This is a genomic window from Streptomyces sp. GL_141 (assembly GCF_057834385.1).
Genome location: NZ_CM174402.1, coordinates 3,035,627 through 3,061,492, shown reverse-complemented (window position 1 = coordinate 3,061,492; position 25,866 = coordinate 3,035,627). Strand labels below are relative to the sequence as shown.

At 71.2% G+C, this 25,866-nt stretch carries 27 protein-coding genes; 18 read left to right on the top strand and 9 right to left on the bottom strand.

What is annotated here, in order from left to right; all coding sequences use genetic code 11:
* Positions 1-85: 85 nt before the first annotated feature.
* On the top strand, positions 86-1,768 hold the full coding sequence (locus AC3IX6_RS13000; protein WP_489370274.1) for a hypothetical protein: 1,683 nt from the start codon (positions 86-88) through the stop codon (positions 1,766-1,768).
* Positions 1,769-1,791: 23 nt separating this feature from the next.
* Here AC3IX6_RS13000 and AC3IX6_RS12995 read toward each other — a convergent pair whose 3' ends face one another.
* The 5 genes from AC3IX6_RS12995 to AC3IX6_RS12975 all read right to left on the bottom strand — a co-directional run bounded on the left by AC3IX6_RS12995 (position 1,792) and on the right by AC3IX6_RS12975 (position 6,603).
* Complete coding sequence (locus tag AC3IX6_RS12995; RefSeq protein ID WP_489370273.1) at positions 1,792-2,271, bottom strand: nitroreductase/quinone reductase family protein; 480 nt, start codon at positions 2,269-2,271, stop codon at positions 1,792-1,794.
* Between the two features lie 126 nt (positions 2,272-2,397).
* Positions 2,398-2,583 carry a hypothetical protein gene (locus AC3IX6_RS12990; protein WP_243340661.1) on the bottom strand — a complete coding sequence of 62 codons (186 nt, stop codon included), beginning with the start codon at positions 2,581-2,583 and terminating at the stop codon, positions 2,398-2,400.
* A gap of 87 nt (positions 2,584-2,670) precedes the next feature.
* A complete protein-coding gene (locus AC3IX6_RS12985) occupies positions 2,671-3,681 on the bottom strand; it encodes a YdcF family protein (protein ID WP_489370272.1) in 1,011 nt (336 codons plus the stop codon).
* 53 nt (positions 3,682-3,734) lie between these two features.
* Positions 3,735-5,321, bottom strand: a complete 1,587-nt coding sequence (locus AC3IX6_RS12980; protein ID WP_489370271.1) for an N-acyl-D-amino-acid deacylase family protein — start codon at positions 5,319-5,321, stop codon at positions 3,735-3,737.
* 4 nt (positions 5,322-5,325) lie between these two features.
* On the bottom strand, positions 5,326-6,603 hold the full coding sequence (locus AC3IX6_RS12975; protein ID WP_489370270.1) for an amino acid deaminase: 1,278 nt from the start codon (positions 6,601-6,603) through the stop codon (positions 5,326-5,328).
* 143 nt (positions 6,604-6,746) lie between these two features.
* Between AC3IX6_RS12975 and AC3IX6_RS12970 the strand changes: the two genes are divergently transcribed.
* From AC3IX6_RS12970 to AC3IX6_RS12960, 3 genes are all read left to right on the top strand, one after another.
* Positions 6,747-7,520, top strand: coding sequence for an IclR family transcriptional regulator (locus AC3IX6_RS12970; protein ID WP_489370269.1), 774 nt, complete (start codon positions 6,747-6,749; stop codon positions 7,518-7,520).
* Positions 7,517-7,930 (top strand): RidA family protein, encoded by a 414-nt coding sequence (locus tag AC3IX6_RS12965; RefSeq protein ID WP_489370268.1) that lies wholly within the window; start codon positions 7,517-7,519, stop codon positions 7,928-7,930. The genes AC3IX6_RS12970 and AC3IX6_RS12965 overlap by 4 nt, the downstream gene beginning before the upstream one ends.
* Positions 7,931-8,085: 155 nt before the next feature.
* Positions 8,086-9,987 carry a serine/threonine-protein kinase gene (locus AC3IX6_RS12960; protein ID WP_489370267.1) on the top strand — a complete coding sequence of 634 codons (1,902 nt, stop codon included), beginning with the start codon at positions 8,086-8,088 and terminating at the stop codon, positions 9,985-9,987.
* A gap of 74 nt (positions 9,988-10,061) precedes the next feature.
* Here AC3IX6_RS12960 and AC3IX6_RS12955 read toward each other — a convergent pair whose 3' ends face one another.
* Complete coding sequence (locus AC3IX6_RS12955) at positions 10,062-11,399, bottom strand: M14 family metallopeptidase (RefSeq protein ID WP_489370266.1); 1,338 nt, start codon at positions 11,397-11,399, stop codon at positions 10,062-10,064.
* Positions 11,400-11,509: 110 nt separating this feature from the next.
* Positions 11,510-13,207 (bottom strand): chitinase, encoded by a 1,698-nt coding sequence (locus AC3IX6_RS12950; protein ID WP_489370265.1) that lies wholly within the window; start codon positions 13,205-13,207, stop codon positions 11,510-11,512.
* A gap of 364 nt (positions 13,208-13,571) precedes the next feature.
* On the opposite strand from AC3IX6_RS12950, the gene AC3IX6_RS12945 reads away from it, so the two are divergent.
* From AC3IX6_RS12945 to AC3IX6_RS12880, 14 genes are all read left to right on the top strand, one after another.
* Positions 13,572-14,510, top strand: coding sequence for a hypothetical protein (locus tag AC3IX6_RS12945; protein ID WP_489371431.1), 939 nt, complete (start codon positions 13,572-13,574; stop codon positions 14,508-14,510).
* Positions 14,511-14,549: 39 nt separating this feature from the next.
* On the top strand, positions 14,550-15,254 hold the full coding sequence (gene cpaB / locus AC3IX6_RS12940; protein WP_489370264.1) for a Flp pilus assembly protein CpaB: 705 nt from the start codon (positions 14,550-14,552) through the stop codon (positions 15,252-15,254).
* Positions 15,255-15,261: 7 nt separating this feature from the next.
* A complete protein-coding gene (locus tag AC3IX6_RS12935) occupies positions 15,262-16,572 on the top strand; it encodes a CpaE/TadZ family protein (RefSeq protein ID WP_489370263.1) in 1,311 nt (436 codons plus the stop codon).
* 3 nt (positions 16,573-16,575) lie between these two features.
* Positions 16,576-16,962: a TadE/TadG family type IV pilus assembly protein gene (locus AC3IX6_RS12930; RefSeq protein WP_489370262.1), complete on the top strand. Its 387-nt coding sequence runs from the start codon at positions 16,576-16,578 to the stop codon at positions 16,960-16,962.
* Positions 16,959-17,411: a TadE/TadG family type IV pilus assembly protein gene (locus tag AC3IX6_RS12925; protein WP_489370261.1), complete on the top strand. Its 453-nt coding sequence runs from the start codon at positions 16,959-16,961 to the stop codon at positions 17,409-17,411. Before AC3IX6_RS12930 ends, AC3IX6_RS12925 begins: the two co-directional genes overlap by 4 nt.
* Complete coding sequence (locus AC3IX6_RS12920; RefSeq protein ID WP_489370260.1) at positions 17,408-18,802, top strand: TadA family conjugal transfer-associated ATPase; 1,395 nt, start codon at positions 17,408-17,410, stop codon at positions 18,800-18,802. Before AC3IX6_RS12925 ends, AC3IX6_RS12920 begins: the two co-directional genes overlap by 4 nt.
* Entirely contained in the window at positions 18,799-19,737 is a 939-nt protein-coding gene (locus AC3IX6_RS12915; protein WP_489370259.1) for a type II secretion system F family protein, read from the top strand. Before AC3IX6_RS12920 ends, AC3IX6_RS12915 begins: the two co-directional genes overlap by 4 nt.
* Before the next feature lie 16 nt (positions 19,738-19,753).
* A complete protein-coding gene (locus AC3IX6_RS12910; RefSeq protein WP_489371430.1) occupies positions 19,754-20,644 on the top strand; it encodes a DUF5936 domain-containing protein in 891 nt (296 codons plus the stop codon).
* Positions 20,645-20,647: 3 nt separating this feature from the next.
* Entirely contained in the window at positions 20,648-21,889 is a 1,242-nt protein-coding gene (locus tag AC3IX6_RS12905) for a sensor histidine kinase (RefSeq protein WP_489370258.1), read from the top strand.
* Entirely contained in the window at positions 21,889-22,578 is a 690-nt protein-coding gene (locus AC3IX6_RS12900; protein WP_489370257.1) for a response regulator, read from the top strand. The genes AC3IX6_RS12905 and AC3IX6_RS12900 overlap by 1 nt, the downstream gene beginning before the upstream one ends.
* Before the next feature lie 110 nt (positions 22,579-22,688).
* Positions 22,689-22,892, top strand: coding sequence for a hypothetical protein (locus tag AC3IX6_RS12895; RefSeq protein ID WP_489370256.1), 204 nt, complete (start codon positions 22,689-22,691; stop codon positions 22,890-22,892).
* A complete protein-coding gene (locus tag AC3IX6_RS12890) occupies positions 22,889-23,491 on the top strand; it encodes a pilus assembly protein TadG-related protein (RefSeq protein WP_489370255.1) in 603 nt (200 codons plus the stop codon). The genes AC3IX6_RS12895 and AC3IX6_RS12890 overlap by 4 nt, the downstream gene beginning before the upstream one ends.
* Before the next feature lie 30 nt (positions 23,492-23,521).
* Entirely contained in the window at positions 23,522-24,109 is a 588-nt protein-coding gene (locus AC3IX6_RS12885) for a hypothetical protein (RefSeq protein WP_489370254.1), read from the top strand.
* 4 nt (positions 24,110-24,113) lie between these two features.
* Positions 24,114-24,749, top strand: a complete 636-nt coding sequence (locus tag AC3IX6_RS12880; protein WP_489370253.1) for an OmpA family protein — start codon at positions 24,114-24,116, stop codon at positions 24,747-24,749.
* A gap of 38 nt (positions 24,750-24,787) precedes the next feature.
* Here AC3IX6_RS12880 and AC3IX6_RS12875 read toward each other — a convergent pair whose 3' ends face one another.
* Complete coding sequence (locus AC3IX6_RS12875; protein WP_489370252.1) at positions 24,788-24,985, bottom strand: hypothetical protein; 198 nt, start codon at positions 24,983-24,985, stop codon at positions 24,788-24,790.
* 8 nt (positions 24,986-24,993) lie between these two features.
* Complete coding sequence (locus AC3IX6_RS12870) at positions 24,994-25,845, bottom strand: helix-turn-helix domain-containing protein (protein WP_489370251.1); 852 nt, start codon at positions 25,843-25,845, stop codon at positions 24,994-24,996.
* Positions 25,846-25,866: the final 21 nt, after the last annotated feature.

The window sequence follows — 25,866 nt, the reverse complement described above, 5'->3', positions numbered from 1 at the left end:
GTGCCGGAGGCGGTACAACCATCGCGGCCGGTCGGCCGTCCAACCCGTGCAGTCGATCACATGTGATGCACGGGGGATTCAGCCGGTGAACAGTTTCAGAAGGACCATGACGGCCGTCGGGACGGCCGTCGTGCTCGCGGCCGTGGGCGCGCTGGCGGCGCCCGCCGCGAACGCCGCACCGGCCGCGCGGCAGGCGGCACCGATGGCGGACCCGGAGATCAAGTCCGTTCCGGTCTCGGTGGGGGTCGTCAGCATCCAGCGCGTGAACAACGAGTTCATCGTCCACATCGAAGGCGGCGGGGACCCGACCCCGTACCGGGTCGACGTGCGCCGGGCGGGCACCGACAAGGTCGTCGCCGTGGTCGACGACCTCACACACCACTACTGGGACATCGACGAATCGGGCGGCTCCCCCCGCGAGTGGTACCAGGGCGAGAAGCAGCCGCTGGTCCTCCCCGACATGGGGGACTACGAACTGGACGTGTACGCCAGGGAGTACAACGGCACTGAGGTGACCGTCCGCAACGCCGGCCGGTCCACCTACGCGCTCGACGCCCGGGTCGAGGCGAAGTCCAGCCGGCAGGAGTTCTCGCTGGACGCCCTCGGCACCCAGGTCACCGGCACGGTCACCGCGGTCCACCCGCGCACCGGAGAGCGCCTGCCGCTGACGGGCGCGAAGGTCCGTGCCCGCCTCGGCGACGGCTCGGCCGACGGGGTCTCCGACGCGCAGGGCAAGTTCGCCCTTTCCGTCGCCGCCCTCGGAACCGAGAGCTCCCTGACCCACACCGTGACCCTGGCGAGCGGGAACACCGCGGCGACCGCGACGGTCCCGGTGACGATCCGGGCCCAGAAGGCCGTCATGACGCTGACCTCGACGGGGCCCCTCACCGCCCGCTACGGGACCGGCGTGCCCGTGCTCGGCAAGCTCAGCCGCCGGGCGGACGACGGCACGGTCAAGCCCGCCGTCGGCCAGCGCGTGGGCACCTACGGAATCGGAACTGCGGAGGCCACCACCGGGCCCGACGGCAGCTACACCCTCCTGCCCCGCGTCCTCACGACCGGTTCCCTGAGCGTGTACAACCGCGACGAAAAATGGCTGACGCGAGACGGCACGCGCACCGCGACCGTCGCGAAGATCACCCACACGACGAAGGTCGTGGAGGAGAAGCTGGTCGCGACCGACAAGTACGGCGGGCTCACCTTCAGCGGCAAGGTCCTCGTCGACGGCCTCACCGGCCAGCAGGCGCCGGTCGAGATCCAGTTCCAGATCGCGCCGGGCAAGTGGGTCACCCGCCAGTCCTTCACCGTGCCCTACAACAAGACGTTCACCCTGAAGGTGACCACGCCGAGCGGCAAGTACCCGTCCGACGGGTGGCGGGTGTACACACCGGGCACCTCCAACATCGGCCCCAGCACGGGCGCCAAGGTGCTCCGCCAGTCGCGCGCCCAGACCCAGATCACCGGCGAGCGCTTCGGACCGCGTCCGGTGGCCAAGGGGCAGCAGCTGTACGTCGCCGGGGTCCTGGACACGTACACGCCCAGCGAGGGGTTCGTGCCGTACGCCGGACAGAAGGTCCGGTACTACTTCCGGCCCGACGGCTCCACCACGTGGAAGGAGATGGGCACCTCCGTCTCCGGGGCCAACGGAGCCGTGAGCAAGAAGTTCACCGCGCAGAGCAGCGGCTACTGGCGCATCCGCTTCGTGGACGCCGACGCCACCCACCTCGTCAGCACCGGCCTGGAGGGCCGCATCGCGGTCACCGGCTGAGGCTGAGGCCTTCGAGGCTGCGGTCAGCGCTCGATGATGACCAGGGGGATCTCGCGGGGTGCGGCCGCCGCCTGGTGGTCCTCGTAGGCGGGCCACAGGGCGGTCACGGCCTCCCAGTACGTCTCCCGCTCCGCCGGGGTCGCCGTGCGCGCGCGGGCCTGCGCGGTCAGGGCGCCGACCTGGAGGCGGACCTCGGGGTGGGCGGTGAGGTTGCGGTACCAGGAGGGGACGCCGGGCGTGCCGTCGGCCGCGGTGGCCAGGACGATGTGGCGGCCGTCGTCCTTCGCGTAGATCAGCGGGGTGCGGACGGGCCGGCCGGAGAACCGGTCGAGGGTGGTCAGCAGGAGCGTCGGCACCCCGTGCCACAGGTGCCCGTCGGCGCCGGAGCTGTCCACGTAGGCGCGCACGTGCGTGGAGAGCTGCCCCGCGGGCGGGTCGGCCGGGTGGTCCCAGTCGATGGTCGTTGCGGCGGAGTGGGCGTGGGAAGCGGCCTGGGCGCGCATCGTTGTCGTCCCTTCGGAATCGGCCCCCGCGCGGGCTAACGAGCATCCATCGATTCTGGATGCGCATCGCCCCGATCGCACCTCGGGGCGGACCGGGGAGCCCGGTCCGCCCCGTTCCGGGCCCACCTACGGGAGGTAGCGTTCGAGCGCCCTCGCGCCCTCCTTCTCGATCAGCTTGCGTGCCTTCTCGACTCGCTCCGGAGTCACGTCCTGGCCGCGCGCCATCACGAGGTCCTCGGGGTCGAACGGGTGCTCCGACCCCGTGTAGAGGTGGGCGGGGCGCTGGGGCTGCTGGTCCGATTCACTGTCCATCGCTACCTCCTGCTGTGTCCCCCTGGCCCCATCCTCCGGCCCTGCCCCCATGAACGCACCTCGGGACCGGGCGGCCCGGCCGGCCGGTCAGACGGACAGCGCGAGTACCGCCGTCAGGGCCACGATGGCGCCGCAAATGCTGAGGTTGGCGGTCTTGTGCTCCCAGAACACCGCCACGAACTCGCGGATCGTCGCGCTCGGCCAGAAGTACTTCGCCGTCGGCGAGCCGAGCACCTGCCCGTTGACCCCGGCCTTGCGGGCCATCATCGCGGCGCGGAAGGCGTGGAAGTTGTTGGTGACCACCACGCAGCGGTAGGCGGGGTCCTCCGCCTCCATGATCGTCCGGCTGAAGAAGAGGTTCTCCTCCGTCGTGCGGGAACGGTCCTCCAGCCGCAGGTGCTCCTGCGGCACGCCGCCCTCGGTCATCAGCCAGTCCGCCATCGCCCGCGCCTCGGCGACCTTCTCGTCCGTCCCCTTGCCGCCCGAGGTGAGCAGCAGCGGCGCCCGGCCGCCCCGCGCGATCTGGGCGTCGTGGATCGCCTGGCCCTTGCGCAGCCGGGAGGCCAGCAGGGGCGGGACCCGGTCGCCGCCGATCAGGCCGGAGCCGAGCATCACGACGAAGTCCACGTCCCCGCGCACCTTGATCCGCCCGTAGAGGTAGGCGTAGGCGAGGAAACAGAGGAAGAGGAAGGAGACGTACGCGACGAGGAAGACCACCCCGGCGACCACGGCGTCCAGGGCGGGCGGTCCGGTGTCGGCCGCCACGAAGACGAAGGCGATGAGGACGAAGATGGCCACGCCCGCCGCGAGGGACAGCAGGTTGCCCGGCCGCCGGCCCTCCTTGCGGACCATCGTCACGCCGTTGCCGATCAGGAAGACGCCGAGCGCGAGGATGCCGACCGTGGGCACCAGGAAGATCAGGATGACCACGGCTTCCGCCAGCCCCGCCGGCAGGTGCGCGACCTGGAACAGCAGCCCGATCGAGGTGAAGATGAAGGTGAGGCCCAGGTAGACCGCGTTGCGGAAGCGCCGGCGGTCCTCCCGGACGCTCACGCCGAAGAGGGCGAGGAAGAGGGCGGCAGGCACAAAGGCGTACATGCCGCTCATCGTATGGGTGGAACACGGCCGACCGGCGGCCGCACGACGGACGACTAGCGGCCGCCGTGCGGCGTGCGACGCACGGCCCGCCCGGCGAGGACGTCCGTCCTGCGCCCGTCCCGTACGACGAAACGCCCGTCGATCAGGACGTACGGGATCCCGGACGGCAGCGCGCGCGGCCGCTCGTACGTCGATCCGGCCGCGACCGTCAGCGGATCGAAGAGGACGAGGTCGGCCCGGTGCCCGACGCGCACCAGCCCCCGGTCCGGCAGCCTCAGCCGTGCGGCGGGACGGCCGGAGAGGTGGGCGACGCACTCCTCCAGGGAGAGGACGCCCAGCTCGCGCACGTAGTGCCCGAGGTAGTGCGGGAAGGTGCCGTAGGCCCGCGGATGCGGTTTCGCGCCCTGCAGGATGCCGTCCGAGCCGCCCGTGTGGACCGGGTGGCGCATGATCGCCCGTACGTTCTCCTCGTGCCCGACGTGCTGGAGGATGCTCGGGCCGAGCCGGTCGCCCAGCAGCAGCGCGCGGGCCGTGTCCCAGTCGGGGACGCGCGTGCCGATGTACGCCGCGTAGGCCGGATCCGTGGTCCCGGCGATCTCGATCGTCGACCAGTCGACCGGGACCCCGTGGCAGCCGTCGGCGCCCTCCACCTCCAGCGCGTACCGGATCCGCTCGGCCTCCGCGTCGTCGCGCAGCCGGGCGAGGACCGCCTCGGGTCCGCCCTCGTTCGCCCAACTGGGCAGCAGGGCGACCAGGGTGGTGCAGCCGGGGGTGTACGGGTAGCTGTCGAGGGTGATGTCGGCGCCGTCGGCCAGCGCTCCGTCGAGCAGGGCGAGCAGCTCGTCCGCCCGGCCCTGGTTCTCACCGAAGTTCATCGTGGCGTGCGCCAGGTGCAGGGCGCAGCCGGCCTCGCGGGTCAGCTCGACCATCTCGGCGTAGGCGGCCAGGGCGCCGCGGCCGTACGAGCGGTGGTGCGGGCAGTAGTAGCCGCCGTACCGGGCCACCACCCGGCACAGCTCGGTCAGTTCGGCGCCGGACGCGTACATGCCCGGGGTGTAGGTGAGCCCGGAGGACATGCCTACGGCGCCCTGCGCGAGCCCCTCGGCGACCAGGTTCCGCATCCGGTCGAGCTCCGCGGGCGTGGCGGGGCGGTCGCCCCAGCCGACGACGTGGGCGCGGACGGTGCCCTGGGGGACCAGGTAGGCGGCGTTGACGGCGATGCCCTGCCCGCCGTGGGCCCGGTCGAGCCGGTCCAGGTATCCGCCGACCGTGCGCCAGTCGAATTCGATGTCCTCGCCCGTGCCGTTCCAGCCGGCGATGGCGGCCCGCACCTCGGCCAGCGTGCGGTCGTCCACGGGGGCGTACGACAGGCCGTCCTGGCCGAGGACTTCGAGGGTGACGCCCTGGGCGGCCTTCGCGCCGTGGTCCGGATCGCGGAGCAGGGCCAGGTCGCTGTGGGCGTGCATGTCGATGAAACCGGGGGCCAGGGCGAGCCCGCGGGCGTCGAGCGTGTGCCGCCCGCCGCCCGCGATCCGGCCGCCCACTTCGGCGATGCGGCCCTCGTGGATCCCGACGTCGGCGGTGTAGGAGGGCCCGCCCGTGCCGTCGACGACGCGGGCCCCGCGGATGACCAGGTCCATGGGCTTAGAAGAACGTCCGGACGTACTCGGTGACCGTGCCGTCGGCCTCCACCACCGGGATCAGCGGCCACTTCTCGAAGATCGTGCACGGGTGGGACATGCCCAGCGCCACCCAGTCGCCGACCCGCACGTCCTCGGCGGAGTCCGTCTCCAGCCAGGCGTGCTGGTCGGAGAGCTTCAGGACGCGGATCCCCGTCGCCGGGCGCTCGGCGCCGGTGAGGGGGTCGCGGACCAGCTCGGCCTCGGGCAGCCCCAGGTCGTAGGCGATGTCCCGCTTGCCGGCGTTGACGAACGCCTGGGTGGGGGAGGGCCGGGAGACCACCTGCGCCCAGAGCCGGAAGGCGGGGCGCAGGCCGCCCTCCCCGGGGACCCGGTTGAAGGGGGTGAGGCGGGTGTACCAGCCGTGGTCGTGGGAGACGTACGCACCGGAGCGCAGCAGTTTCAGGACCGGCCGGGAGAGCTCCGGCAGCTCGGCGAACACGTCGGCGACGGCGTCGAACCAGGCGGAGCCGCCCGCGCTGACGACGATCTCCTCGACCCCCTCGAAGCGTCCCGCCTTGTCGAACTCGGCCGCCAGGGCGGTGAGCCGGCGCAGGTAGGCGTGCACGGAGTCCGGGTCGGCGCCGGGCACCTCCGCCTCGTACCCGGCGACACCGACCAGGCGCAGGGTGTCCGTCCCCGCCACCGCGTCGGCGACGGCCCGGCAGTCCTCGTCGCTGCGGGCCCCCGTGCGGGCGCCCTCCCCGGCGCCGAGCTCGACGACCACGTCGACCTGCTGGGACCGGCCCGCCAGGGCCCGGTCCATGAGCTGGACCCCGCGTACGGAGTCCACGTAGCAGACGAAGCGGAAATCGGGGTCCGCGGCGAGCTCGGCGGCCACCCAGCGCAGGGCGGCGGCGTCGACGAGCTCGTTGGCGAGGAAGATCCGCTGGATGCCGAACGCCCGGTAGACGCGCGCCTGGTGGGGGACGGCGGCGGTGATGCCCCAGGCCCCGTGCTCCAGCTGACGCCGGAACAGCTGCGGGGCCATGCAGGTCTTGCCGTGCGGGGCGAAGGCGAGCCCGTGGCGCTCGGCGTACGCGCCGAGGGCGGCGAGGTTGTGGCTCAGCGCCTCCGCGTCGAGGGTGAGCACGGGCGTGGTGAACCCGCCGGTGTAGAGGCTCCGCCGCTGGGCGGTCAGCTCTCCCACGGTGAGGCCCGCCTGTCCGGCGTCCGGGGGGAGGCCCTTGAACCGGTGGTCCACCGGCTCCTGGGCGAGGGCCTGGACGGGGTCGCTGGGCATGGGTGTGTGCCTCCCGGGGCGTTGCCGTTGTTGCGTACAGTGCAACAGTCGTTGCGTGCACCGCTGCATGCTGTCTAACATCCCGGATGACGACGGGTCAACGGGTCCGGTCCGGGTCCGGGTTCCGTACGGAGGTGCACGGCGTGAGCCAGTCGGTGGAACGGGCGCTGCGGATCCTGCCGGCCCTGGCCAAGGGACCGGCCGGGCTCGGCGAGGTCGCCGAGGTGCTCGCCGTGCACAAGAGCACGGCCCTGCGCCTGCTGCGGACCCTCCAGGAACACGGCTTCGTCTACCGGCAGGGCGACGGCCGCTACCGGCTCGGGGCCTCCCTCTTCGCGCTGGCCGCCGAGTCCATCGAGAACCTCGACGTGCGCGACATCGCCCACCCGCACCTGCTCGAACTGAACCGGATCACCGGGCACACCGTGCACCTCGCCCTCCACCAGGACGACGAGGTCGTCTACGTGGACAAGGTCGACAGCCGCTACGCGGTCCGGATGTACTCGCGCATCGGCCGGCCCGTCCCCCTCACCGTCGCCGCCGTGGCCAAGCTGCTCATCGCCGACCTGCCGGAGGCCGAGCGCCGGGCCCTGGCCGCGCGCATCGAGTACCCGGCCTACACCTCCCGCTCCACCCCCGACGCCGCCGCGTACCTGCGCGAGCTGGACCTCGTACGCGCCCAGGGGTGGGCCACGGACCTCGGCGGCCACGAGGAGTCCCTGAACTGCCTGGCCGCCCCCGTCCGCGGACCCGACGGCCGCGTGGTCGCCGCGATGTCCGTCTCCGCCCCCGGCGTGGTCCTCTCCGTCGTGGGGCTGCTCGAACTCCTCCCGCTCGTACGGCAGACCGCCGACGCCATCGGCCGCGAGTACTCAGGCTCGGGCCCCGTACAGGAACAGGAAGAAGACAGGCCATGACCGACAAGATCGCGATCACCCCCGCCACCCACACCGACCCGCCCGCGAAGTTCTCGCACGGCGTCCGCAAGGGCAACATCCTCCAGGTCGCAGGCCAGGTCGGCTTCCTCCCGCACGTGGACGGGCAGGAGCCCACCCCGGCCGGCCCCACCCTGCGCGAGCAGACCCTCCAGACGCTGGAGAACGTCCGCTCCGTACTGGAGGCGGGCGGCGCGACCTGGGACGACGTGATGATGCTGCGCGTCTACCTCACCGACACCACGCACTTCGAAGAGATGAACGGGATCTACAACGCCTACTTCGAGGAGCAGAACCTCAAGGCGGTCCCCTCCGCCCGCACCACGGTGTACGTGGGCCTCCCCGGCGACCTGCTGATCGAGATCGACGCCCTCGCGGTGCTCGACGCCTGAGCCTTTCCCCGTAAGGGAGTTGGCGGCGGGCGCCGCCAACTCCCGCCGCCGGGTCAGCGGTCCGGGTCCGGCGGGCGAGCGCCCATTGGGTACCCTCACGGATGACTTCGGGGCGCCGGCGGGGGCCGGAACGCCGCTAGCAGGGATGGGTCCTCATGAGCAGCGCACCTTCGGCAGGCATCTTCCAACCGCTCAAGGCGGACGACCCGGAGGTCGTGGGCGGCTACCGGCTCGCGGCGGTGCTCGGCGCGGGCGGCATGGGCAAGGTGTACCTCTCGTACACGCCGGGCGGCCGCCCCATCGCCATCAAGGTGATCCGGTCCGAGTTCGGCGAGGACCCCGAGTTCCGGCGCCGCTTCCAGCAGGAAGTGCGGTCCGCGGAGCGGGTCCAGGGGCTCTACACCGCCCCGGTCATCGACTCGGACACCGAGGGCTCCCAGCCCTGGCTGGCCACGGCCTACGTACCCGGCCCCTCCCTCGCGCACGCCGTGGCCCACCACGGCGCGCTGCCGCCGCGCAGCGTGCTGCTGCTGGCCGTCGGGGTCGCCGAGGCGCTGACCGTCATCCACGGCGCGGGCATCGTCCACCGCGACCTGAAGCCCGCCAACGTGCTCCTCGCCTCCGACGGCCCGCGCGTCATCGACTTCGGCATCGCCCGCGCGGCCGACAGCACCGCCCTGACCAGCACGGGCGTCAGCATCGGCACCCCGGCGTTCATGGCGCCCGAACAGGCCTCGGCCGGCACGATCACCCCGGCCACCGACGTCTTCGCCCTCGGCCAGATCGCCGCCTTCGCGGCCATGGGCTCCTCCGTCTACGGCGACGGGCCCTCGCACGCGGTGCTCTACCGGATCGTGCACGAGGACCCCGACCTCGGCGGACTGCCCGAGGAGCTGCGGCCCCTGGTGACCCGCTGCCTCAGCCGCGACCCGGCCGACCGGCCCGCGCTGACGGAGGTCATCGCGCTGTGCAACGAAGCCGCGGGCGCCGAGCCGCTGCGCCAGGGCGAGGACTGGCTGCCGCGCGCGGTCGCCGGTGCCATCACCGAGCGGGTGCAGCTGCTGCCCGCCCCGGCGCCCACCCCGCCGCCGCGGCCGGCCACGCCGGTGCCGACCGAGCTCTCCGCGCAGCCCGCGGCCCCGAGCGCGCCTCCGGCACCCGCCGCCGCGCCCGGGTACACGCCGACCGGCCTGGCCGCCGCCCCGACGCAGGCCGCTCCGGCGCAGCCCGGCCCCGGGCAGGCCGGCCCGGGGCGGCCCGCCCCCGTGCAGCCCGGGCCGCAGACGGTGCCGACCGGCTACGGGACGCCGCAGCCGTACGCGCAGCCCGCCTACGCGCAACCCCCGCGCCCGCAGGCTCCGCACCCGCAGCCCACGTACGCGCAGCCCGCGTACGCCCAGCCCGGCTACGCGCAGCCCGGGTGGGGGCAGCCCACGTACCCGCCCGCGCCGACCAAGCCCAAGCGGACCGGGCTGATCGTCACCCTGTCCGTCGTGGGCGCGGTCATCGGGCTCGCCGTCATCGGGTCCCTGCTGCCGGACGGCGACAAGGGCGGTACGGACGGGGCGTCGGGCAGCAGGGGCAGCGGGGGGAGTGCGAGCGCCTCTCCGGGCGGGGTCCAGAAGCCAGTGGACCCGCAGCCGGTCTCGTACAAGGGCATCGACATGCCCGGGTCCCACCAGCTGCTGCTCGCCGACAATCCGCCACGTCCGGCGGAGGAGTCGACCGGCGGGGGCGTGCACTACGGAAAGGGAGACCTCTACTTCTACCGGGACACCACCTTCGGGAAGGACGAGTTCGGCACCGCGAACGGGAAGCTGGTCCTGCTGAACAACTCGGAGAAGGGCTCGCTCGAGACCTGCCGCAAGGTGACCCGCTTCACCGAGAAGATCACCCTCGACCAGCTCACGGCCGGATCCGAGGTCTGCGTCCTGAGCGACGCCGGGCACATCGCGGTGGCGACCTACCGCGGCAAGTCGGGGGCGAAGGAGTCGAGCCAGTACATCACCCTCGACCTCACGATCTGGCGCAACGCCGAGCAGGCGAAGAAGGACTAGCCGGGAAGGCACGCGGGAAGGGGCGCCCCCCTGGCGGTGGGGCGCCCCGGTTCACGTGACGTGCACCAACGGCACTACGGGCAGTACTGCGCCTGCTTGCCGATCGACCGGTACATGCAGTCCGCGTTCTCCAGGAGCTGCAGCACCGCGTCCTTGTTGAGCGCCGTCTCGCGTTCGATGACCTCGTCCGGCGGGTAGAAGCCGCCGCCGCCCGAGCTGGCCGGGTACATCTCGAAGGTGTAGCCGAAGATCTTCTGGTCGCCCCACAGCCAGTCGTCGATCGTCCCGTCGGTGATGTACAGGTCGCTCGACTGCTCCGGCGTGTAGCCGTTGCTGGCCGCCATGCTGGTGCCGATCTTCTTGAACACGGCCAGGTCGTCGGCGGTCAGCCCCGGCGCCGTGTCGTTGTACGTCCACCCGAACGGCCACAGCACGAGCTCGCTGTACGTGTGGAAGTCGATGGCGGCCGTGATCTGCTGCTTGCCGCCGATCACGCGGCTGCGCACGAAGTCCGAGACCGCCTTCACCTCGGGCGCCGACTCGGCGGCCGGGCCCCGGTAGGTCTCGGAGCTCTTGCTGCTGCTGGAGCCGCCGCAGCAGCCCCACTTGTAGTTCCAGTTGCGGTTCTCGTCCGTGCCGACGTAGGAGGAGCCGGCGTTCGGCTGCCGGTTCTTGCGCCAGGAGCGGTACGAGCCGGAGGCGATGTCGTACTCGCCGCCGTCCGGGTTGAGGTCGGGGATGATCCAGATCTCGCGGCCGTTGACCGCGTTGGTGACGCGCGAGTCCGTCCCGTACTTCGAGCCGAACTCCTTGATCAGGTAGAGGGCCATCTCGACCGTCAGGTGCTCGCGGGCGTGCTGGTGCGCGGTGAAGAGCACCTCGGGCTCGGCCTCGTCGGTCGCGACGTTGTCGCTGATCTTGATCGCGACGAGGTCCCGGCCCTGGTAGGACTTCCCGATGACGCGCTTGCTGATGATCGAGGGGTACTGGGCGATGCGCTGGTCGATCTCCGCGCTCGCCTCGGCGTAGTTGTGGTAGAGCGCGTCCTTCGACGGGAAGTCGTTGATCCCGGCGGCGATGTCGCGCCCGTCGGAGCGGTCCGGCGGTCCGGGCAGCGCGGTCAGCTCGTAGCCGAGGGCGCGCAGCTTCTTGGCCTGCATCGTGTCGGCGCTGACGACGACCGAGCGGGCGTCCACCTCGTCGATCGAGACGCCGGTACGGAGCAGGGCGGTGCGTTCCGTCGCCGTGGACGGGCCCTCGATCTCGTACTGGACGATCGACTCGTCCTGGGTGGCGGTCGACGGGGTGGGCGGCGGGGCTGCCGTCGCGCTCAGGCCGTAGGCGGGTGCGCCGAGCGCGAGCGCGAGAAGGGCCGCCGTGACGGCGGCCCTTCGGCGGTGGTGGAGCCGCATGCGTTCTCCTGGGTGGGAGTGTGGGGGTAGCCGTGCGGACGCGCACAGCGTGCTCTCGTGGCATGTCCGGGTCAAGAACCTCAAACCAGCCAACCCCACACACCTACCGGCTACGGCAGGCCGTGGACCTTCGGACCCACCGCGTTGGACCAAGCGCTACCCGCTTTGGCGTCCCAGTTGGTCGACCAGGTCATCGCGCCGCGCAGCCCCGGGTAGGTCTTCGACGGCTTGAAGGTGCCGCAGTTCGTGCCCCTGGCCAGGCAGTCCAGCGCGTTGTTCACGATGGTCGGCGAGACGTAGCCGCTGCCCGCGCCGCTGGGGGAGGCCGGGACCCCGATGCCCACCTGCGAGGGGTCGAGCCCGCCCTCCAGCTGGATGCAGGCCAGCGCGGTGAGGAAGTCCACCGAGCCCTGGGAATAGACCTTGCCGTCGCAGCCGAGCATCGCGCCGCTGTTGTAGTACTGCATGTTGACGACGGTGAGGATGTCCTTCACGGCGAGAGCCGTCTTGAAGTAGCCGCCCTGCGTCGACTGCATGTCGATGGTCTGCGGGGCCATGGTGAGGACGAGCGAGGGGCCGGCCTTCGCCGCCAGCGCCTTCAGCGCCTGGGTCATGTAGGTGGGGTTCAGGCCGTTCTCCAGGTCGATGTCGATCCCGGTGAAGCCGTACTCCTGCATCAGCGCGTACGCGGAGTTGGCGAGGTTGGTCGCGGACGCCGAGTCGTTGACCGAGATGGTGCCCTTCTCGCCGCCGATGGAGAGGATGACGGACTTGCCGGCCGCCTTCTTCGCGGCGATGTCCGCCTTGAACTGGGGCACCGTGTAGCCGCCGAGGCCGGCCGAGTCGAGGTTGAAGGTGATGGCGCCGGGCGTGCTCGTGGCGTCGGCGAAGGAGACGGCGATGATGTCGTACTGCGCGGAGACGTCGGAGATCTTCTGGACGGTCGCGCCGTTGTCGAAGTTCTGCCAGTAGCCGGTCACCGCGTGCTTGGGCACCGACGGGTTCGGGTTGCCGCCCCCGCCGCTCGTGGTGGTGCCGGGGACGGCCGCGCCCTTCACGCCCTCGCCGGCCGCGTTGTACGCGCTCACCTGGAAGGAGTACGTGGTCGACGCGGCGAGCCCGGAGATCTGCGCGGAGGTGCCCGAGGTCACGGTCTGGACGCGGACGCCGTCCTGATACACGTAATACCCGGTGGCCCCGCTGACCGTGTTCCACGAAAGGGTGAGCCCGCTGGAGCTCTGGCCGGAAACGGCGCTGCCCGAGGGTGCGCCGGGGATGGTCGGCGAGGGGTCGGTGCCGCCTCCGCCGTCGGGGCCGAAGACGCTGAACTCGTCGACCACGAAGCCGGGCTGGCCGTACCAGCCGTGGGTGTAGACGGTGACCTGCGTGGTGCTCGGGCCGGTGCTGAAGGTGGTGGACAGCTTCTGGAAGCCGCCGCCGGTGCCGGGGGTCCAGGTGGAGACGTCCTGGGTGCCGGTCCCGGTCGCGCCGAGGTACACGTACGAGCCGTTGACCTGCTGGCTCAGCGTGTAGGTCGAGCTCGGCTTGACGGTGACGACCTGGCTGCACCGGGCGTTGTCCTGGCCCGCGGGGGTGGCCTTGAGGGCGCCGGCCCCCGCGAAGACGGGGGAGGAGACGACGGCGCCGCTGCCGGCGGTGCACGTCCAGTTGGCGAGGCCGGACTCGAAGCCGCCGTTGCGGACGACGTTGACGTCGGCGGCCTGGGCGGTGCCGGTGGCCAGGGCGGTGAGCCCGGCGGCGGCGAGGGTCACGGCGAGCGGGATGGCGAGGGAGCGTATGCGGTTCACGTGGGCTCCGGTGGGGGGAGTGGGGAAGTGAGAACGCGTCAGAACGGGTCGTGGGGCAGGTCCGGGGCAAGTGGGGTGCCCCGCAGCCAAGTTGGTCTAGTCCAATGTCCATGTCAAGAGTGTTTGCAATATGGCTTGAACTGATCGATCTGCCCGTCGTCTCGCGATCCTTGTTGTCCGGATTTTCCCGCCCCCCGTGACACGTGCCGGTGGCACGGGAATGTGTAAGGCCCTGCCCTGTCAGGAAGGACGTGGATATGGTGCTGGGGCAAGGGGGAAGGGTGTTGATCGTTTGCGGTCGCGCAGCATGCGCGCACCCGCCTCGGTCAGGGGAACGCCCGTGGATGACCGGGTGAACGGGGGGATGCGCGTGCCGATCGCCATTGCTGTCACCAGCGCCGATCTGGTGCTGCCGGCCCCGGACCGGCACACCCCGGCCGCCGCCGTACTGCCGCCGCCCGAGGAGCTCGACCTGGAGGGCGCGCTCGCCCAGACGGCCGGCCTGCTGGAGCGCCACGGCCACCTGGTGGTCCTCGTACCGTCCTGGCTGCGCGCCTCCGCCGTCCGCCGCCTGCACACCGTCCGGTCCATCCTGGAAACCGACCGGATCGCCCTCGTCGACGTCGATCTCCCGCCGCTGGGCACCGCACTGCTGGTACGTCAGCTGCGCCAGCTCAGCGTCTGCGACTTCAGCCCCGGGGTCCTCGCCTCCGCCGCCCGGTTACTCACGCACTACATCTACGCGGGCGCGCTGCTCGGCTCGGTCGCCAAGCTGGACCGGGTGCCGGTCGGGCTGAAGGCGCACGCCAAGTCCTGGTCCCCGAACGCCCAGTTCGCCGTACTGGCCCACCCGACCCCGCACCTGGTCAAACTGGGCTCGGGCTCCGGTGGAACCCACGGCGGCGGCGCCACGCTCCCCCCGGGCCCCGACTTCGCCACCCACCTCACCTTCGCCCGCGGCCAGCTCACCTCCGACTGGGTGGCCTCCGACCTGGCCCCCGCCTGGCGGGTCCAGGGCGTCATGGAGAACCCGCTGCCCGCCGACTCGCCCGCCTGGTGGGCCACACCGAAGCTGGTGGAGTTCGCGGCCGCCATCCCGGACCCCTCGGTCCTCTACCAGCTCGTCGCCTCGGTCCGCCGCGAGGAATGCCGCTGGTGCGGCTTCGAGCTCATCGGCGACCGCTGCGGCTTCTGCGCCGCCCCGCTCCTCGCACCGCAGCCGCCCCCGCCGACGGCAGCGGCGGGGGCCTCCGCAGCCTCATCCGCGGACCGGCTCCGCCCCAGATCCAGACCCAGACACTGACCGGCCCGAACGAATGAAGAACGGCGAGGTAAGACGGCCATGAATTCACGCCAGCGCCGCGGCGTCATCCTGCTGATCCTGTCGGTCCTGTGCGCCCTCGCCGCCTTCGGCGGAGTCCTCGTGGTGATGGGAGACGTCAACTCCAAGGTCGGCAACGAGGTCGTCGCCTACCGGGTGAAGGGCGACATAGCCCCGTACACCCCCCTGGCGGCCGGCCAGTTCGAGCAGGTCACGGTCCCCAAGCGATGGCTGTCCGAGACCGCCGTCACCGACCTGGGCGTGCTCAAGGACAAGCTGGCGCTCACCTCCCTGAAGAAGGGCTCGCTGCTCCAGAACGACATGTTCGTCGACAAGCCGAAGCTCCAGCCCGGCGAGCAGGAGATCGCGATCATGATCGACGCCTCCACGGGCGTGGCCGGAAAGGTCACCCCCGGCGCCAAGGTCAACATCATCGGCACCTACAAGGGCAAGAAGCCGACCGACCCCGACCAGTCCGTGCTCATGGTGGCCAACGCCCGCGTCATCAACGTCGGCAAGCTCACCCCGATCGACAGCAAGGACGCCGACAAGAAGAGCACCACCGACGCCGTCCCGATCACCTTCGCCCTGTCCACCAAGGACACCCAGCGCGTGGCCTACGCCGAGTCCTTCGCGGTGCACGTACGCCTGGCCCTGGTGGCCCCCGGCACCGACTCGGCGCCCAACCCGGGCGACCACTTCTACACCCTTGAAGGGGACCGGTGAGGCGCCGATGACCACCCGCATCCTCCCCGCGGCCGGCGACCCGGAGTCCGCCCGCGTCATCGCCACCCTCCTCAGCCAGCTCCCGGGCGCCGAACCGGCCGCCCCCGTCCCCGACTCCACCTTCCTCCTCGACACGCTCGCCCGGCTGGCCTCCGAGTCCATCGACGAGCTGCCCGAGGTGGTCCTCGTACACGAGCGGATCGGTCCGCTCCCCGCCCTGGAGCTGATCCGCGAGGTCGCCCTGCGCTTCCCCGCGGTCGGCGTCGTCCTCCTCACCTCCGACGCGAGCCCCGCGCTCTTCTCCGCCGCCATGGACTCCGGCGCCCGCGGCCTGGTCGGCCTGCCCCTCGCCTACGAGGAGCTCGCCGCCCGCGTCCAGGCCGCCGCCCAGTGGTCCGTGGGCGTACGCCGCCACCTGGGCCGGGGCCCGGAACTGCCCAGCGGCCCGGGCGGCAAGGTGGTCACGGTCACCGGGGCCAAGGGCGGGGTCGGCGCCACCTTCGCGGCCGTGCAGTTCGCGCTCGCCGCGGTGGCGGCGGGGCGGCGTACGGCCCTGGTCGACCTGGACCTCCAGGCCGGCGACGTCGGCTCCTACCTCGACGTGCAGTTCCGCCGCTCCATCGCCGACCTCGCCGGTATCCAGGACATCTCCGCGCGGGTCCTCCAGGACGCGGTCTACGACGACCGCACCGGCCTCGCGCTGCTCCTGGCCCCGGCCGACGGGGAGCGCGGAGAGGAGGTCGACGACCGGGCCGCCCGGCACGTGATCGCCGCCCTGCGGGCCCGCTACGAACTGGTCGTCATCGACTGCGGCACCCAGGTCACCGGCGCCAACGCGGCGGCGGTGGAGCTCGCGGACGTGGCCGTCCTGGTCACCACCCCGGACGTGGTCGCGGTCCGGGCGGCCAAGCGGATGGTCCGGATGTGGGAGCGGCTCCAGGTCAGGAAGGCGGAGGAGACGACCATGGTCGTCAACCGCTGGTCCAAGCAGACCGAGATCCAGCCCGCCCTGATCGAGAAGATCACCAAGACCCGGGCCGTACGCACCCCCGTGCCGGCCGCCTTCAAGGAACTGCAGGCCGTCGTGGACGCGGGCCGGGTCCAGGACCTCGACAACCGCTCGACGGTCAAGCAGGCCCTGTGGACGGTGGCGGGCGAACTGGGCCTGCTGACCGCCCCGGAGGCCCAGGACGCCCCGGCGGCGGCCGAGCCCGGCGCGGCCCTGGCCGTACGCGGCTCCGGCGCGGTGTCCAGGCTGCGCGGCAAGGGCGACCGGGGCGCACTCGGGCCGTGGTCGCGGCGCGGGCGGGAGGGCTGAGGGGTGGCGGGTCGCAGACGGTTCCGGTGGCGGGAGCGCGGGGACGACGGGCAGGTCGTCTTCGAGTTCGTCGGCATGCTGCCCTACATCCTGCTGACCGTGGTGGCGGTGTGGGAGTGCGTGCTGATCGGCTACGCCTTCTCCCTGGCCGGGAACGCCGCGGACGAGGCGGCCCGGGCCGGAGCGGTGCACGGCGCCGGCGCCTGCCAGGAGGCCGCGGGGGAGCACATCGGCGGCGCCTGGACCATGCCCGCCGCGGCCTGCGGGAAGTCGGGGAACCTCTACAAGGCCGAGGTCCGGCTCAACCTCCCCATCCTCTTCCCCGGGTTCAACATCGGCGTTCCCATCATCGGCACGGGCGGCTCCCCCTACGAGGAGGGACTGAGATGAACCGGATCCGGACCGGGACGGGCAGCCGCGGGATGCGCGCTGTCGGTGGCATCCGTGGCATCCACGTCATCCGCGGCATCCGCCGCGGTGACCGCGACAAGGGTCAAGTCGCCCTGGAGTACATCGGCTTCCTCCCCATCCTGCTGCTGGTCGGGCTCGGCGGCATCCAGCTGGGCTGGTCCGCGTACGTGGTCCAGCAGGCCCAGACCGCCGCCCGTACGGCGGCCCGCGTGGAGGCCCGCGATCCGGGCGAGGGCGCGGCCGCCGGCCGTGCGGCGATCTCGTCGAACCTCGCCGCGGGAGCACAGATCGAGCGGGCCACGAACCGGAACTCGGTCCGGATGACGGTGACCCTCACGATCGAATCCGTCGTGCCCGGCGTGGGCGACCGGACGGTCACCCGGAGCGCCGTCATGCCCAACGACGACCCCGAGGTGACCGGACCATGAGCCTGCGTTCCAGGGTCAACACCCCCGACGAGCGGCACAATCCGCGCGAGGACGGCCGCCTGGTCTCCTCGTACCGCGCCAAACTGCTGGAGGAGATCGACCTCGCCGAGATGTCCGCGCTCGCGCCCGCGGAGCGCCGCGCGCGCCTGGAGCGCGTGCTCGGCCACATCATCAGCCGCGAGGGCCCGGTCCTCTCCACCGTCGAGCGGTCCCAGCTCATCCGCCGCGTCGTCGACGAGGCCCTCGGCCTCGGCGTGCTCGAACCGCTCCTCGAAGACCCCACCATCTCCGAGATCATGGTCAACGGCCCCGACCAGATCTTCGTGGAGCGTTCCGGCCGCGTGGAGCAGCTCCCGCTCCGCTTCGCCTCGCACGAGCAGCTGATGCAGACCATCGAGCGCATCGTCTCCACGGTCAACCGTCGGGTGGACGAGGCCAATCCGATGGTCGACGCCCGCCTGCCCAGCGGCGAGCGCGTCAACGTGATCATCCCGCCGCTCTCCCTGACCGGCGCCACCCTCACGATCCGCCGCTTCCCCCGGGCCTTCACCCTGCACGAGATGATCGGCCTCGGCTCCCTGGACGAGCAGATGCTCCTGCTCCTGTCGGGCCTGGTGACGGCCAAGCTGAACGTGATCGTCTCCGGCGCCACCGGCACCGGCAAGACCACCCTCCTCAACGCCCTCTCCGGACTGATCCCGGAGGGCGAGCGCATCATCACCATCGAGGACTCCGCCGAGCTCCAGCTCCAGCAGGCGCACGTCATCCGGCTCGAATCCCGCCCGGCGAACGTGGAGGGCAAGGGCCAGATCACCATCCGCGACCTGGTCCGCAACTCCCTGCGCATGCGCCCCGACCGCATCATCGTCGGCGAGGTCCGCGGCGGGGAGACGCTCGACATGCTCCAGGCGATGTCCACCGGTCACGACGGCTCGCTCGCCACCGTGCACGCGAACAGCGCGATCGACGCCCTGATGCGCCTGCAGACCCTCGCGTCCATGTCGGAGGTGGAGGTCCCCTTCGAGGCCCTCCAGGACCAGATCAACAGCGCCGTCAACATCATCGTCCAGCTGACCCGCTTCGGCGACGGCACCCGCCGCATCACCGAGATCTCCCTCCTCGACTCGCACGGCCGCGAGCCCTTCCGGATCACGACGGTCTGCCGTTTCGCCGCCCAGCCCATGAGCTCCGACGGCCGCGTCCACGGCCGCTTCGAGTACTACCCGCTGCCCCGCTGGCTCGCCGACCGCCTCTACATGAACAACCAGCCGATCCCGCAGGCCTTCGGGGTCGCTCCGGCGGACGCGCCCTTCGCCGACCCGCGGACTGATCCGCTGGCCGATCCGCTGACCGGCCCCCTCCCCGCCCGCATCACCCGGACCGCCCTGTGAACCCACTGATCTCCCTCACCCTCGGCGCCACGCTGCTGACCTGCGTGCTGGCGGTCCTCGGCATCCACGCCTACGCCACCGGCCGCGCCCAGCGCGCCGCGCTCATCGAGCGCCTCTCGGCGAGCGGCCTCCCGGCACCCCTCGGCCGCACGCGGCGCTTCCAGGGCGTGGACCGGCGCCTGCGCAAGACCCAGCTGGGCCGCGGCATCGAGCGCAAGCTCGCGGTGACCGGCCTGGACCTCACCGTCGGCGAGTACTTCGTCTACATGCTGGCCACGGTCTCCGGGATCTGGCTGGTCTCGGCCTCCTTCCTGGCCCCGTTCTTCGGCCCGGTCGCCGGACTGATCGCCCTGTGGGGGGCCAACGCCTTCCTCAACTGGCAGCGGGCGCGCCGCACCGAGCGGTTCATCAACCAGCTCCCCGACGTGGCCCGGATCCTCGCCAACGCCACCCAGGCCGGCCTGGCCCTGCGCACGGCCATCGGCATGGCGGCCGAGGAGCTGGAGGCCCCGGCCGGCGAGGAACTGGCGCGGGTCGCCGACCGGCTCGCGGTCGGGCACTCCATGGAGGAGGCCCTGGGCGAGATCGAGGAGCGCCTGCCCTCCCGTGAACTGGTCGTCCTGGTCTCCACCCTCGTCCTGTCCGCCCGCGCGGGCGGCGCCATCGTGGGGAGCCTGCGCAACCTCACGGTGACGCTGGAACAGCGCAAGGAAACCCGCCGCGAGGTCCGTACGCAGCTGTCCCAGGTGACGGTCACGGCGTACCTGGTCCCGGTGATGGGGGTCGGTTCCTTGCTCCTCGTGGACGCGATGATGCCCGGCGCCCTGGACCGCATGACGGGATCCGTCGTCGGGCAGAGCGCCGTCCTGATCGCCCTCGGGCTCTTCGCGCTCGGCTTCGTCTTCATCCGCCGCCTGACCAAGATCGCCGTCTGAGGAGGCTGCCGGAATGATCGCCCTGCTCCTCGCCCTGGCCGTGGCCCTGTCGGTCTTCGGCGTGTTCCACGGCATCCGGCTCTACCGCGCCGACACCAAACTCCCCAGCGACCTGATGCTGGCCCTGGAGGTCGGCGCCACCCGTACGACGGCCGTCGGCTCGCTCATCGACCGCGCCGGCATCCGCTACGCGCCGCTGATACTGCGCCTGATGGGCCCCGACCGGGTGGCGCGCAAACGCCGCCAGATCGACCGCGCCGGCAACCCCTCCGGCCTGACCATCGACCGTTACGCCGCCCGCCGCGCCGTGTACGCCCTCCTCGGCGGCGTGGGCGCCTTCGCCATGCTGATCAACGGGCAGCTGGTCCTGGCACTGGTCATGGTCGCCTTCGGGGTGTTCTGGATCGAGGCCGGCCTCTGGTCGGCGATCCGGATCCGCCGCGACCACATCGAGCGGACCCTGCCCGACTTCCTGGACGTACTGGCGGTGGTCGTCAGCGCCGGGATCGGCTTCCGGCCGGCGCTGGAACGGGTCGCGGACAAGTACGAGGGCCCCTGGTCCGACGAGATCCGGATCACCCTGCAACAGATGACCATGGGCGTCAGCCGCCGCCAGGCCTTCGACGAACTGCGCCGCCGCAACGACTCCGAGCAGGTCGCGCAGTTCGTCACCGCCCTCCAGCAGGGCGAGGAACTGGGCTCCCCGATCGTCGACACCCTGATCGCCATCGCCGAGGACATGCGCCGCACCGACGCCCAGAACGCCCGCCGCCGGGCCGCCAAGGCCGTCCCGAGGGCCACCTTCGCCGTCACGACGTTCATGCTGCCCGGCACGATGATCCTCCTCATCGGCGGGTTCGTGTACGGAGCCGACGTCGACTTCAGCGCCCTGTTCGGGGGCGGCTGAGCCATGGCTGCCACCTCGCTGGACGTCACGGCGTACGCCGCCGCCGCCCGGGACCGGCCATCCGCCCGGCCCGCGGTGAAACTGCCGATCGCCCTCCAGGTCAACGCCCTCCAGGCGCTGTGCCGCCAGGTCTTCGCCTTCCGCCTCGTGATGATCGCCCTCGGCACACCGGTGGTGCTCAGCCGCACGGCACCCGGCGCACCGACCCACCTGGCGGGCGGCGCGGTGCTCCTCACCTTCATGCTGTCCTACGCCCTGTTCCGCGACTGGGAGCGCTTCGGACCGCTGCTCCTGCGCCACCGCTGGCCCCTGGCGGTCGACTGGGTCTTCAGCGGACTCCTCCTCGTCACCGCCACCCCCGGCTCCCCGCTCCTCCTCGCCTCGGTGTGCACCCCGCTCCTGGCCGGGATCGCCTACGGCTGGCGCGGCTCCGCGGTCTACGCGGGCATCCAGGCGGCCGTGGTCGCGGTGGTGGCCGAGGCCCTGATGCTGTCGATGCTCTGCGTCCTGGCGGGCGCGATCGGAGCCTCCCTGCGCGACCTGCTCCTCCGCTTCGGAACGGCCGGCCAGGCCCTGCTGGAAACCCGCGCCCGCCTGGCGGTCGCGGAGGCGGTCCAAGCCGAACGGGACCACCTGGCCCGGGAGTTGCACGACTCCGTCTCGAAGACCCTGCACGGCCTGGCCCTGGCCGCCGACTCCCTGACCCGCACGACCGACCCGGCTGCGCTCCGCAGCAAGGCCGACCTGGTGGCCGGGGCGGCCCGCCGCGCGGCTGCGGAGTCCCGGGACGTACTGGCGGACCTGCGGCGGGACTTGGACGCGCCGGAGGTGTCCCTGGCCACGGAACTCCGGGCCCGGATGGGCGGTAACGCGGCCGAGCTGCGCGTGAAGGGCACCCTCCCGGTGGTGCCCTCTCCGGTGGCCCGCCACGTGCTGGCGGTGGCCGGGGAGGCGGTGGAGAACGCCCGGCGGCACGCGGGGGCGGCTCGGATCAAGGTCGAGGCGGCCGTGGACGACACCGACCTGGTGCTGGTGATCAAGGACGACGGCCGGGGCCTCCCGGGCGGCATGGACCTCGCGGCGCTGGCCTCGGCGGGCCGCTTCGGCCTGCTCGGCATGGCGGAGCGAGCCGCCGCGATCGGCGCCCGCCTCCACATCGGAGCCCGGCCCGGCGGGCGGCCGGGGACGCAGGTCCGGCTGACACTTCCCCTGTCCGCCCTCCCTTCGACGGGGAGGGGTGCGTGATGACGCTGCCGCTGCGCGTCCTGATCGCCGACGACAACCCGGTCGTACGGGCGGGCCTGGCGGCCCTCCTGGGCGCGGTGGAGGGCTTCGAAGTGGCGGCCGAGGCGGCGGACGGCCGTGAGGCGCTGCACCTGACACGGCTCCACGCCCCCGACGTGGTCCTCCTGGACGTCCGGATGCCGGGGGTGGACGGCATCTCGGCGCTGCCCCACCTCGTGCAGCTCGCTCCGGTGCTGATGCTGACGTACAGCCAGGAGTCAGAGATCGTCCGCGAGGCGCTGCTGCTGGGTGCGGGCGGCTACTTGGTGCACGGCGAATTCACGCCGGATCACCTCGTGGCGGCCGTCCGCGACGTCAGCGCGGGCCGCGCACATTTCAGCCCGACGGCGGCGAGCGCGGTGCTCACGGAACTCCGGGCCTCTTCGCATCCGCAACGAACTGTGGGACAGTCTTCGGAGCGTCTTCCCAACCATGCTGTGTACGGCCTGAGTTCGCGTGAGGAGGAGGTCATGGATCTCATCGCTTCCGGCATGAGTAACCAGCAGATCGCAGCCAGTTGCTTTATCAGCGAGAAGACGGTCAAGAACCACATCAACCGGATCTTCGCGAAGCTCCAGACCGCCACGCGCAGCGAGGCGATAGCCCGTTGGCTGGGAACCGCCCGTCCGGGGGTGGCTGGCCATGGGTAGACGGAGTGCGCAGTGGGTCCGTAATTGGGTCCCGGGACCCTTTGCAACTGCTGGTGCGACGACGTACCGTCCGCGAACCGATAACGGCGCCGGCTCTGGAGAGGACTCCCATGCAGAACCTCAAGCTGCTCAAGGCGATCGTCGAACGGAAGAACCGCCTTCGGCGGGGGGCGGACGAGGGGCAGACGGTCTTCGAGTATCTGGGGATCATCGTGATCATCGCGTTGATCATCGCGGCGATCATTGCGTCTGGTCTCGCGGGCAACATCGCGGGTGCCATCACCACGGTCCTGGGGGAAATCACCGGCGGATGATCGTGGCGGGCTCGCGCGATCGGGGCCAGGTCATCCCCTTCTACGCCGCGATGATGGCCTTCCTGCTCTTTGCCGCGTTGGCCTTCGTCGTCGTCGGGATGGCGGGGGCCACGCGCAGCGATGCGCAGGGCGCCGCCGACGCGGCGGCGCTCGCGGCTGCCCAGGAGGTCAGGGACAACGCGTTCCGGGGCAGGAATCTCCTCACCCTCACACCGGCGGAGTGGGAGGAGATCATCAGGGGCCGTCGCTTCGATACCGCGGGGGCTTGTTCCAAGGCGAATGCCTTCGCCAGCACGAACGACGCCACTGCGGAATGCGACTTCGACGTCCCGGAGTTCACCGTCTCGGTGATCACCAACGGCACGGTCGGGGACTCGGTCATCCCGGGGACCGAGAACGTGCGTGCCCGCGCTACCGCAACGGCCTTGATCGAACCACGGTGCACCCTGCACCCCGCACCCACCCCGCCACCGCCCGAGGGTGGCGGGCCTGTCGACATTCAGTGCCGGGACGGATCGGTGATCGTCGTGAATCCGTCGGATCCCGGCTCTTTGTACAAGCTGGCGAGGAAACTCTTCGTTGTGCGACTGGCCGACTGACATCCAACGAGAGACAAGGAAAAGGCGTACATGAGCATGCGGCAGAAGGCGAAGGTCCGCGGGGGAGCGGCCGTTGCGGTTGCGGCGGTCTTGGCCCTCACGTTGGCCGGATGCGGCGGAGACGGCGAGAAGGCCAAGGAGCCAACGAAGTCCGAGACTCCCCAGAGTCAGGGGAGTAGCCCTCAGCAGCCCGCGCCCACTGCGAGCAAGGGCTCGGGACCTCTTGAGGTGATTGCTACGGCGCAAGGGCCGTCCGACATCGTCTTGGAGCTCAATTCGGCTGTACGAGACCAAGACGGGTACGTCACCGTCAACGGTCAGATCAAGAACACAGGTTCCAAGACGTTCTCCAACTTCGGGACCTTGCGCGGCGAAGAGAGGACGGCCAGTCCCGGGTCAGTCGCTGGCGCGAGTCTGGTCGATGCTGTGGGCAAGAAGCGCTACCTCGTGCTGCGTGACACGGAGGGACGGTGTGCGTGCACTACTGGTCTCTTGAACATCAAGGGTGGGGAGAGCATCGCCTTCTTCGCCCAGTTCCCCTCGCCACCGGCCACTACCACCGAGGTCGTGTTCGGTCTGCCGACCTTTGCCGCGGCCACCATCAAAATATCCGGGTGACCCCATGACCAAACGCCATCGCATCACAGCTGCCACAGCCGTCGCCAGCCTCGTCATCGCCGGGGCCCATTTCATCGGCGCGACCAGTGCCTACGCGGACGATGTCACGCCATCCGTGCCCCCGGGCACCGAACCTTCAGCCTCGGCGCCCCCGCCCATCAGGCCCGACTCCCCGGGGTTGAAGCTTCCGCAGGGCGGCGTGCTCGCACCCTCCAAGGTGCTGGATATGGTCGAGGTCGTCGAAGACCTAGGCGGCGAGGAACGGCGCCAAGAGACGAACCAGACCGTCATGATGGCGCTGCAATCCGAGGTGATGTTCCCCGAGGACAGTGCCGTCTTCAATGCTCAGGCCGCCGCCCGTATCCAGGCCATCGCGCAGGAGATCAACTCCCAGAAGGCCACCACCGTCCGCGTCTTCGGCTTCACCGACGACCAGGGCAGCTACGAGCACGGCAAGGAACTCTCGAAGAAGCGCGCCGACGCGGTCCAGGCCGAGCTGGCGAAGACGGTGACCAATCCCAGCGTCACCTTCGACGTACGCGGCTACAGCGAGGACTACCCGATCGCCGACAACGGCACCGAGGAAGGCCGCAAGAAGAACCGTCGCGTGGAAATCACCTTCCCGCGCAGCGGCAAGTAGCGACCGGACCCCGTCACCCGCTCCGGCGGGGGGCGGGGTCAGTCCGTCAGTAGGTGGTCGGCCTTGCCGGCCTTGATGTCCCGGATCAGCTGTTGCAGGGCCTCGCGGGTGTCCGTGAGGTAGGAGTCCTCCTGGCCGGAGAGGGCTATGTAGCTGTTGCCGTCCCCGTCCACCCCGATCCGGTAGCAAGCGCTGGCCTCAGCGCAATAGGGGTCTTCCCAGGTGATGTCGGCCATCGTTCCCCTCACAGTTGGCGCGCCAGATCGTGGATGAAGTCACGGGACTCGTCGGGCGCAAGGCTGAGCCGTTCCGTCCAGTCGAGTTGGGCGCGGTACTTGGATAGTTGGACCTCGGTGTGCAGAAAGTCAGGCCCGTGCGTGCTGTCACTCTGCACGGTGTCGAGCTGTGGCACTGGTCCCTCCAGGTAGTTGACCGTCTGGCCGGCGCCGGGGAACCCTCCGGCCTCGAAGGGGAGCACCCGGACGACGACGTTGTCCCGTTCGGAAACCTGGAGTAGGTGCTCCAGCTGAGCCCGCGCGACTTTGCGGCCACCGAACTGCATCCGCAACGCTGCTTCGTGCAGGACGGCGACGTACTCGGGTGGCGAGTCGCCCTCCAGTACCTGCTGACGTTCCAGCCTATGCGCCAGCCGGAGGGCGGCTTCTGACTCCGGGAGGGCCGGTACCGCAAACCGGAACACGGCGAGGGCGTGATCGCTGGTTTGCAGGAGTCCCGGGATGTGTACCGAATGCGCGCACCGGATCCGGATTGCGTGCGATTCGAGCTCCGCGATGTCGAGTATCGCCGACGACAACTTGCCCCGGTAGCGCTCCCACCAGCCTCGCTTCTGGGGTTGAGCCATGGCAACGAGCGCGTCGATGTACCGCTCGTCGGCGCAGTCGCAGTGGCAGGCCAGTGACCGGAGGCGCTCCTCGCTGATGGTGCGGATCCCCTGCTCGATGGCGGAGATCTTGGAGCGGTCGATACCGAGGAGTCCTGCGGCGGACTCGGCGGAGACGTCTGCTGCCAGCCGCAACCTGCGTAGCTCGGCGCCCAGTCGCTTCTGTCGTTCGGTCGGCGAGGTCCTTGGGGGCATGGCTGCAGTCTGCCGTGCCGA

Bases quoted from the DNA above. Each gene is read 5' to 3' on its own strand.
- AC3IX6_RS12995 (WP_489370273.1), bottom strand. From the start codon at position 2,271: ATGCGCGCCCAGGCCGCTTCCCACGCCCACTCCGCCGCAACGACCATC.
- AC3IX6_RS12990 (WP_243340661.1), bottom strand. From the start codon at position 2,583: ATGGACAGTGAATCGGACCAGCAGCCCCAGCGCCCCGCCCACCTCTAC.
- AC3IX6_RS12985 (WP_489370272.1), bottom strand. From the start codon at position 3,681: ATGTACGCCTTTGTGCCTGCCGCCCTCTTCCTCGCCCTCTTCGGCGTG.
- AC3IX6_RS12980 (WP_489370271.1), bottom strand. From the start codon at position 5,321: ATGGACCTGGTCATCCGCGGGGCCCGCGTCGTCGACGGCACGGGCGGG.
- AC3IX6_RS12975 (WP_489370270.1), bottom strand. From the start codon at position 6,603: ATGCCCAGCGACCCCGTCCAGGCCCTCGCCCAGGAGCCGGTGGACCAC.
- AC3IX6_RS12965 (WP_489370268.1), top strand. From the start codon at position 7,517: ATGACCGACAAGATCGCGATCACCCCCGCCACCCACACCGACCCGCCC.
- AC3IX6_RS12960 (WP_489370267.1), top strand. From the start codon at position 8,086: ATGAGCAGCGCACCTTCGGCAGGCATCTTCCAACCGCTCAAGGCGGAC.
- AC3IX6_RS12955 (WP_489370266.1), bottom strand. From the start codon at position 11,399: ATGCGGCTCCACCACCGCCGAAGGGCCGCCGTCACGGCGGCCCTTCTC.
- AC3IX6_RS12945 (WP_489371431.1), top strand. From the start codon at position 13,572: ATGCGCGTGCCGATCGCCATTGCTGTCACCAGCGCCGATCTGGTGCTG.
- cpaB (WP_489370264.1), top strand. From the start codon at position 14,550: ATGAATTCACGCCAGCGCCGCGGCGTCATCCTGCTGATCCTGTCGGTC.
- AC3IX6_RS12935 (WP_489370263.1), top strand. From the start codon at position 15,262: ATGACCACCCGCATCCTCCCCGCGGCCGGCGACCCGGAGTCCGCCCGC.
- AC3IX6_RS12925 (WP_489370261.1), top strand. From the start codon at position 16,959: ATGAACCGGATCCGGACCGGGACGGGCAGCCGCGGGATGCGCGCTGTC.
- AC3IX6_RS12920 (WP_489370260.1), top strand. From the start codon at position 17,408: ATGAGCCTGCGTTCCAGGGTCAACACCCCCGACGAGCGGCACAATCCG.
- AC3IX6_RS12905 (WP_489370258.1), top strand. From the start codon at position 20,648: ATGGCTGCCACCTCGCTGGACGTCACGGCGTACGCCGCCGCCGCCCGG.
- AC3IX6_RS12900 (WP_489370257.1), top strand. From the start codon at position 21,889: ATGACGCTGCCGCTGCGCGTCCTGATCGCCGACGACAACCCGGTCGTA.
- AC3IX6_RS12895 (WP_489370256.1), top strand. From the start codon at position 22,689: ATGCAGAACCTCAAGCTGCTCAAGGCGATCGTCGAACGGAAGAACCGC.
- AC3IX6_RS12890 (WP_489370255.1), top strand. From the start codon at position 22,889: ATGATCGTGGCGGGCTCGCGCGATCGGGGCCAGGTCATCCCCTTCTAC.
- AC3IX6_RS12885 (WP_489370254.1), top strand. From the start codon at position 23,522: ATGAGCATGCGGCAGAAGGCGAAGGTCCGCGGGGGAGCGGCCGTTGCG.
- AC3IX6_RS12880 (WP_489370253.1), top strand. From the start codon at position 24,114: ATGACCAAACGCCATCGCATCACAGCTGCCACAGCCGTCGCCAGCCTC.
- AC3IX6_RS12875 (WP_489370252.1), bottom strand. From the start codon at position 24,985: ATGGCCGACATCACCTGGGAAGACCCCTATTGCGCTGAGGCCAGCGCT.
- AC3IX6_RS12870 (WP_489370251.1), bottom strand. From the start codon at position 25,845: ATGCCCCCAAGGACCTCGCCGACCGAACGACAGAAGCGACTGGGCGCC.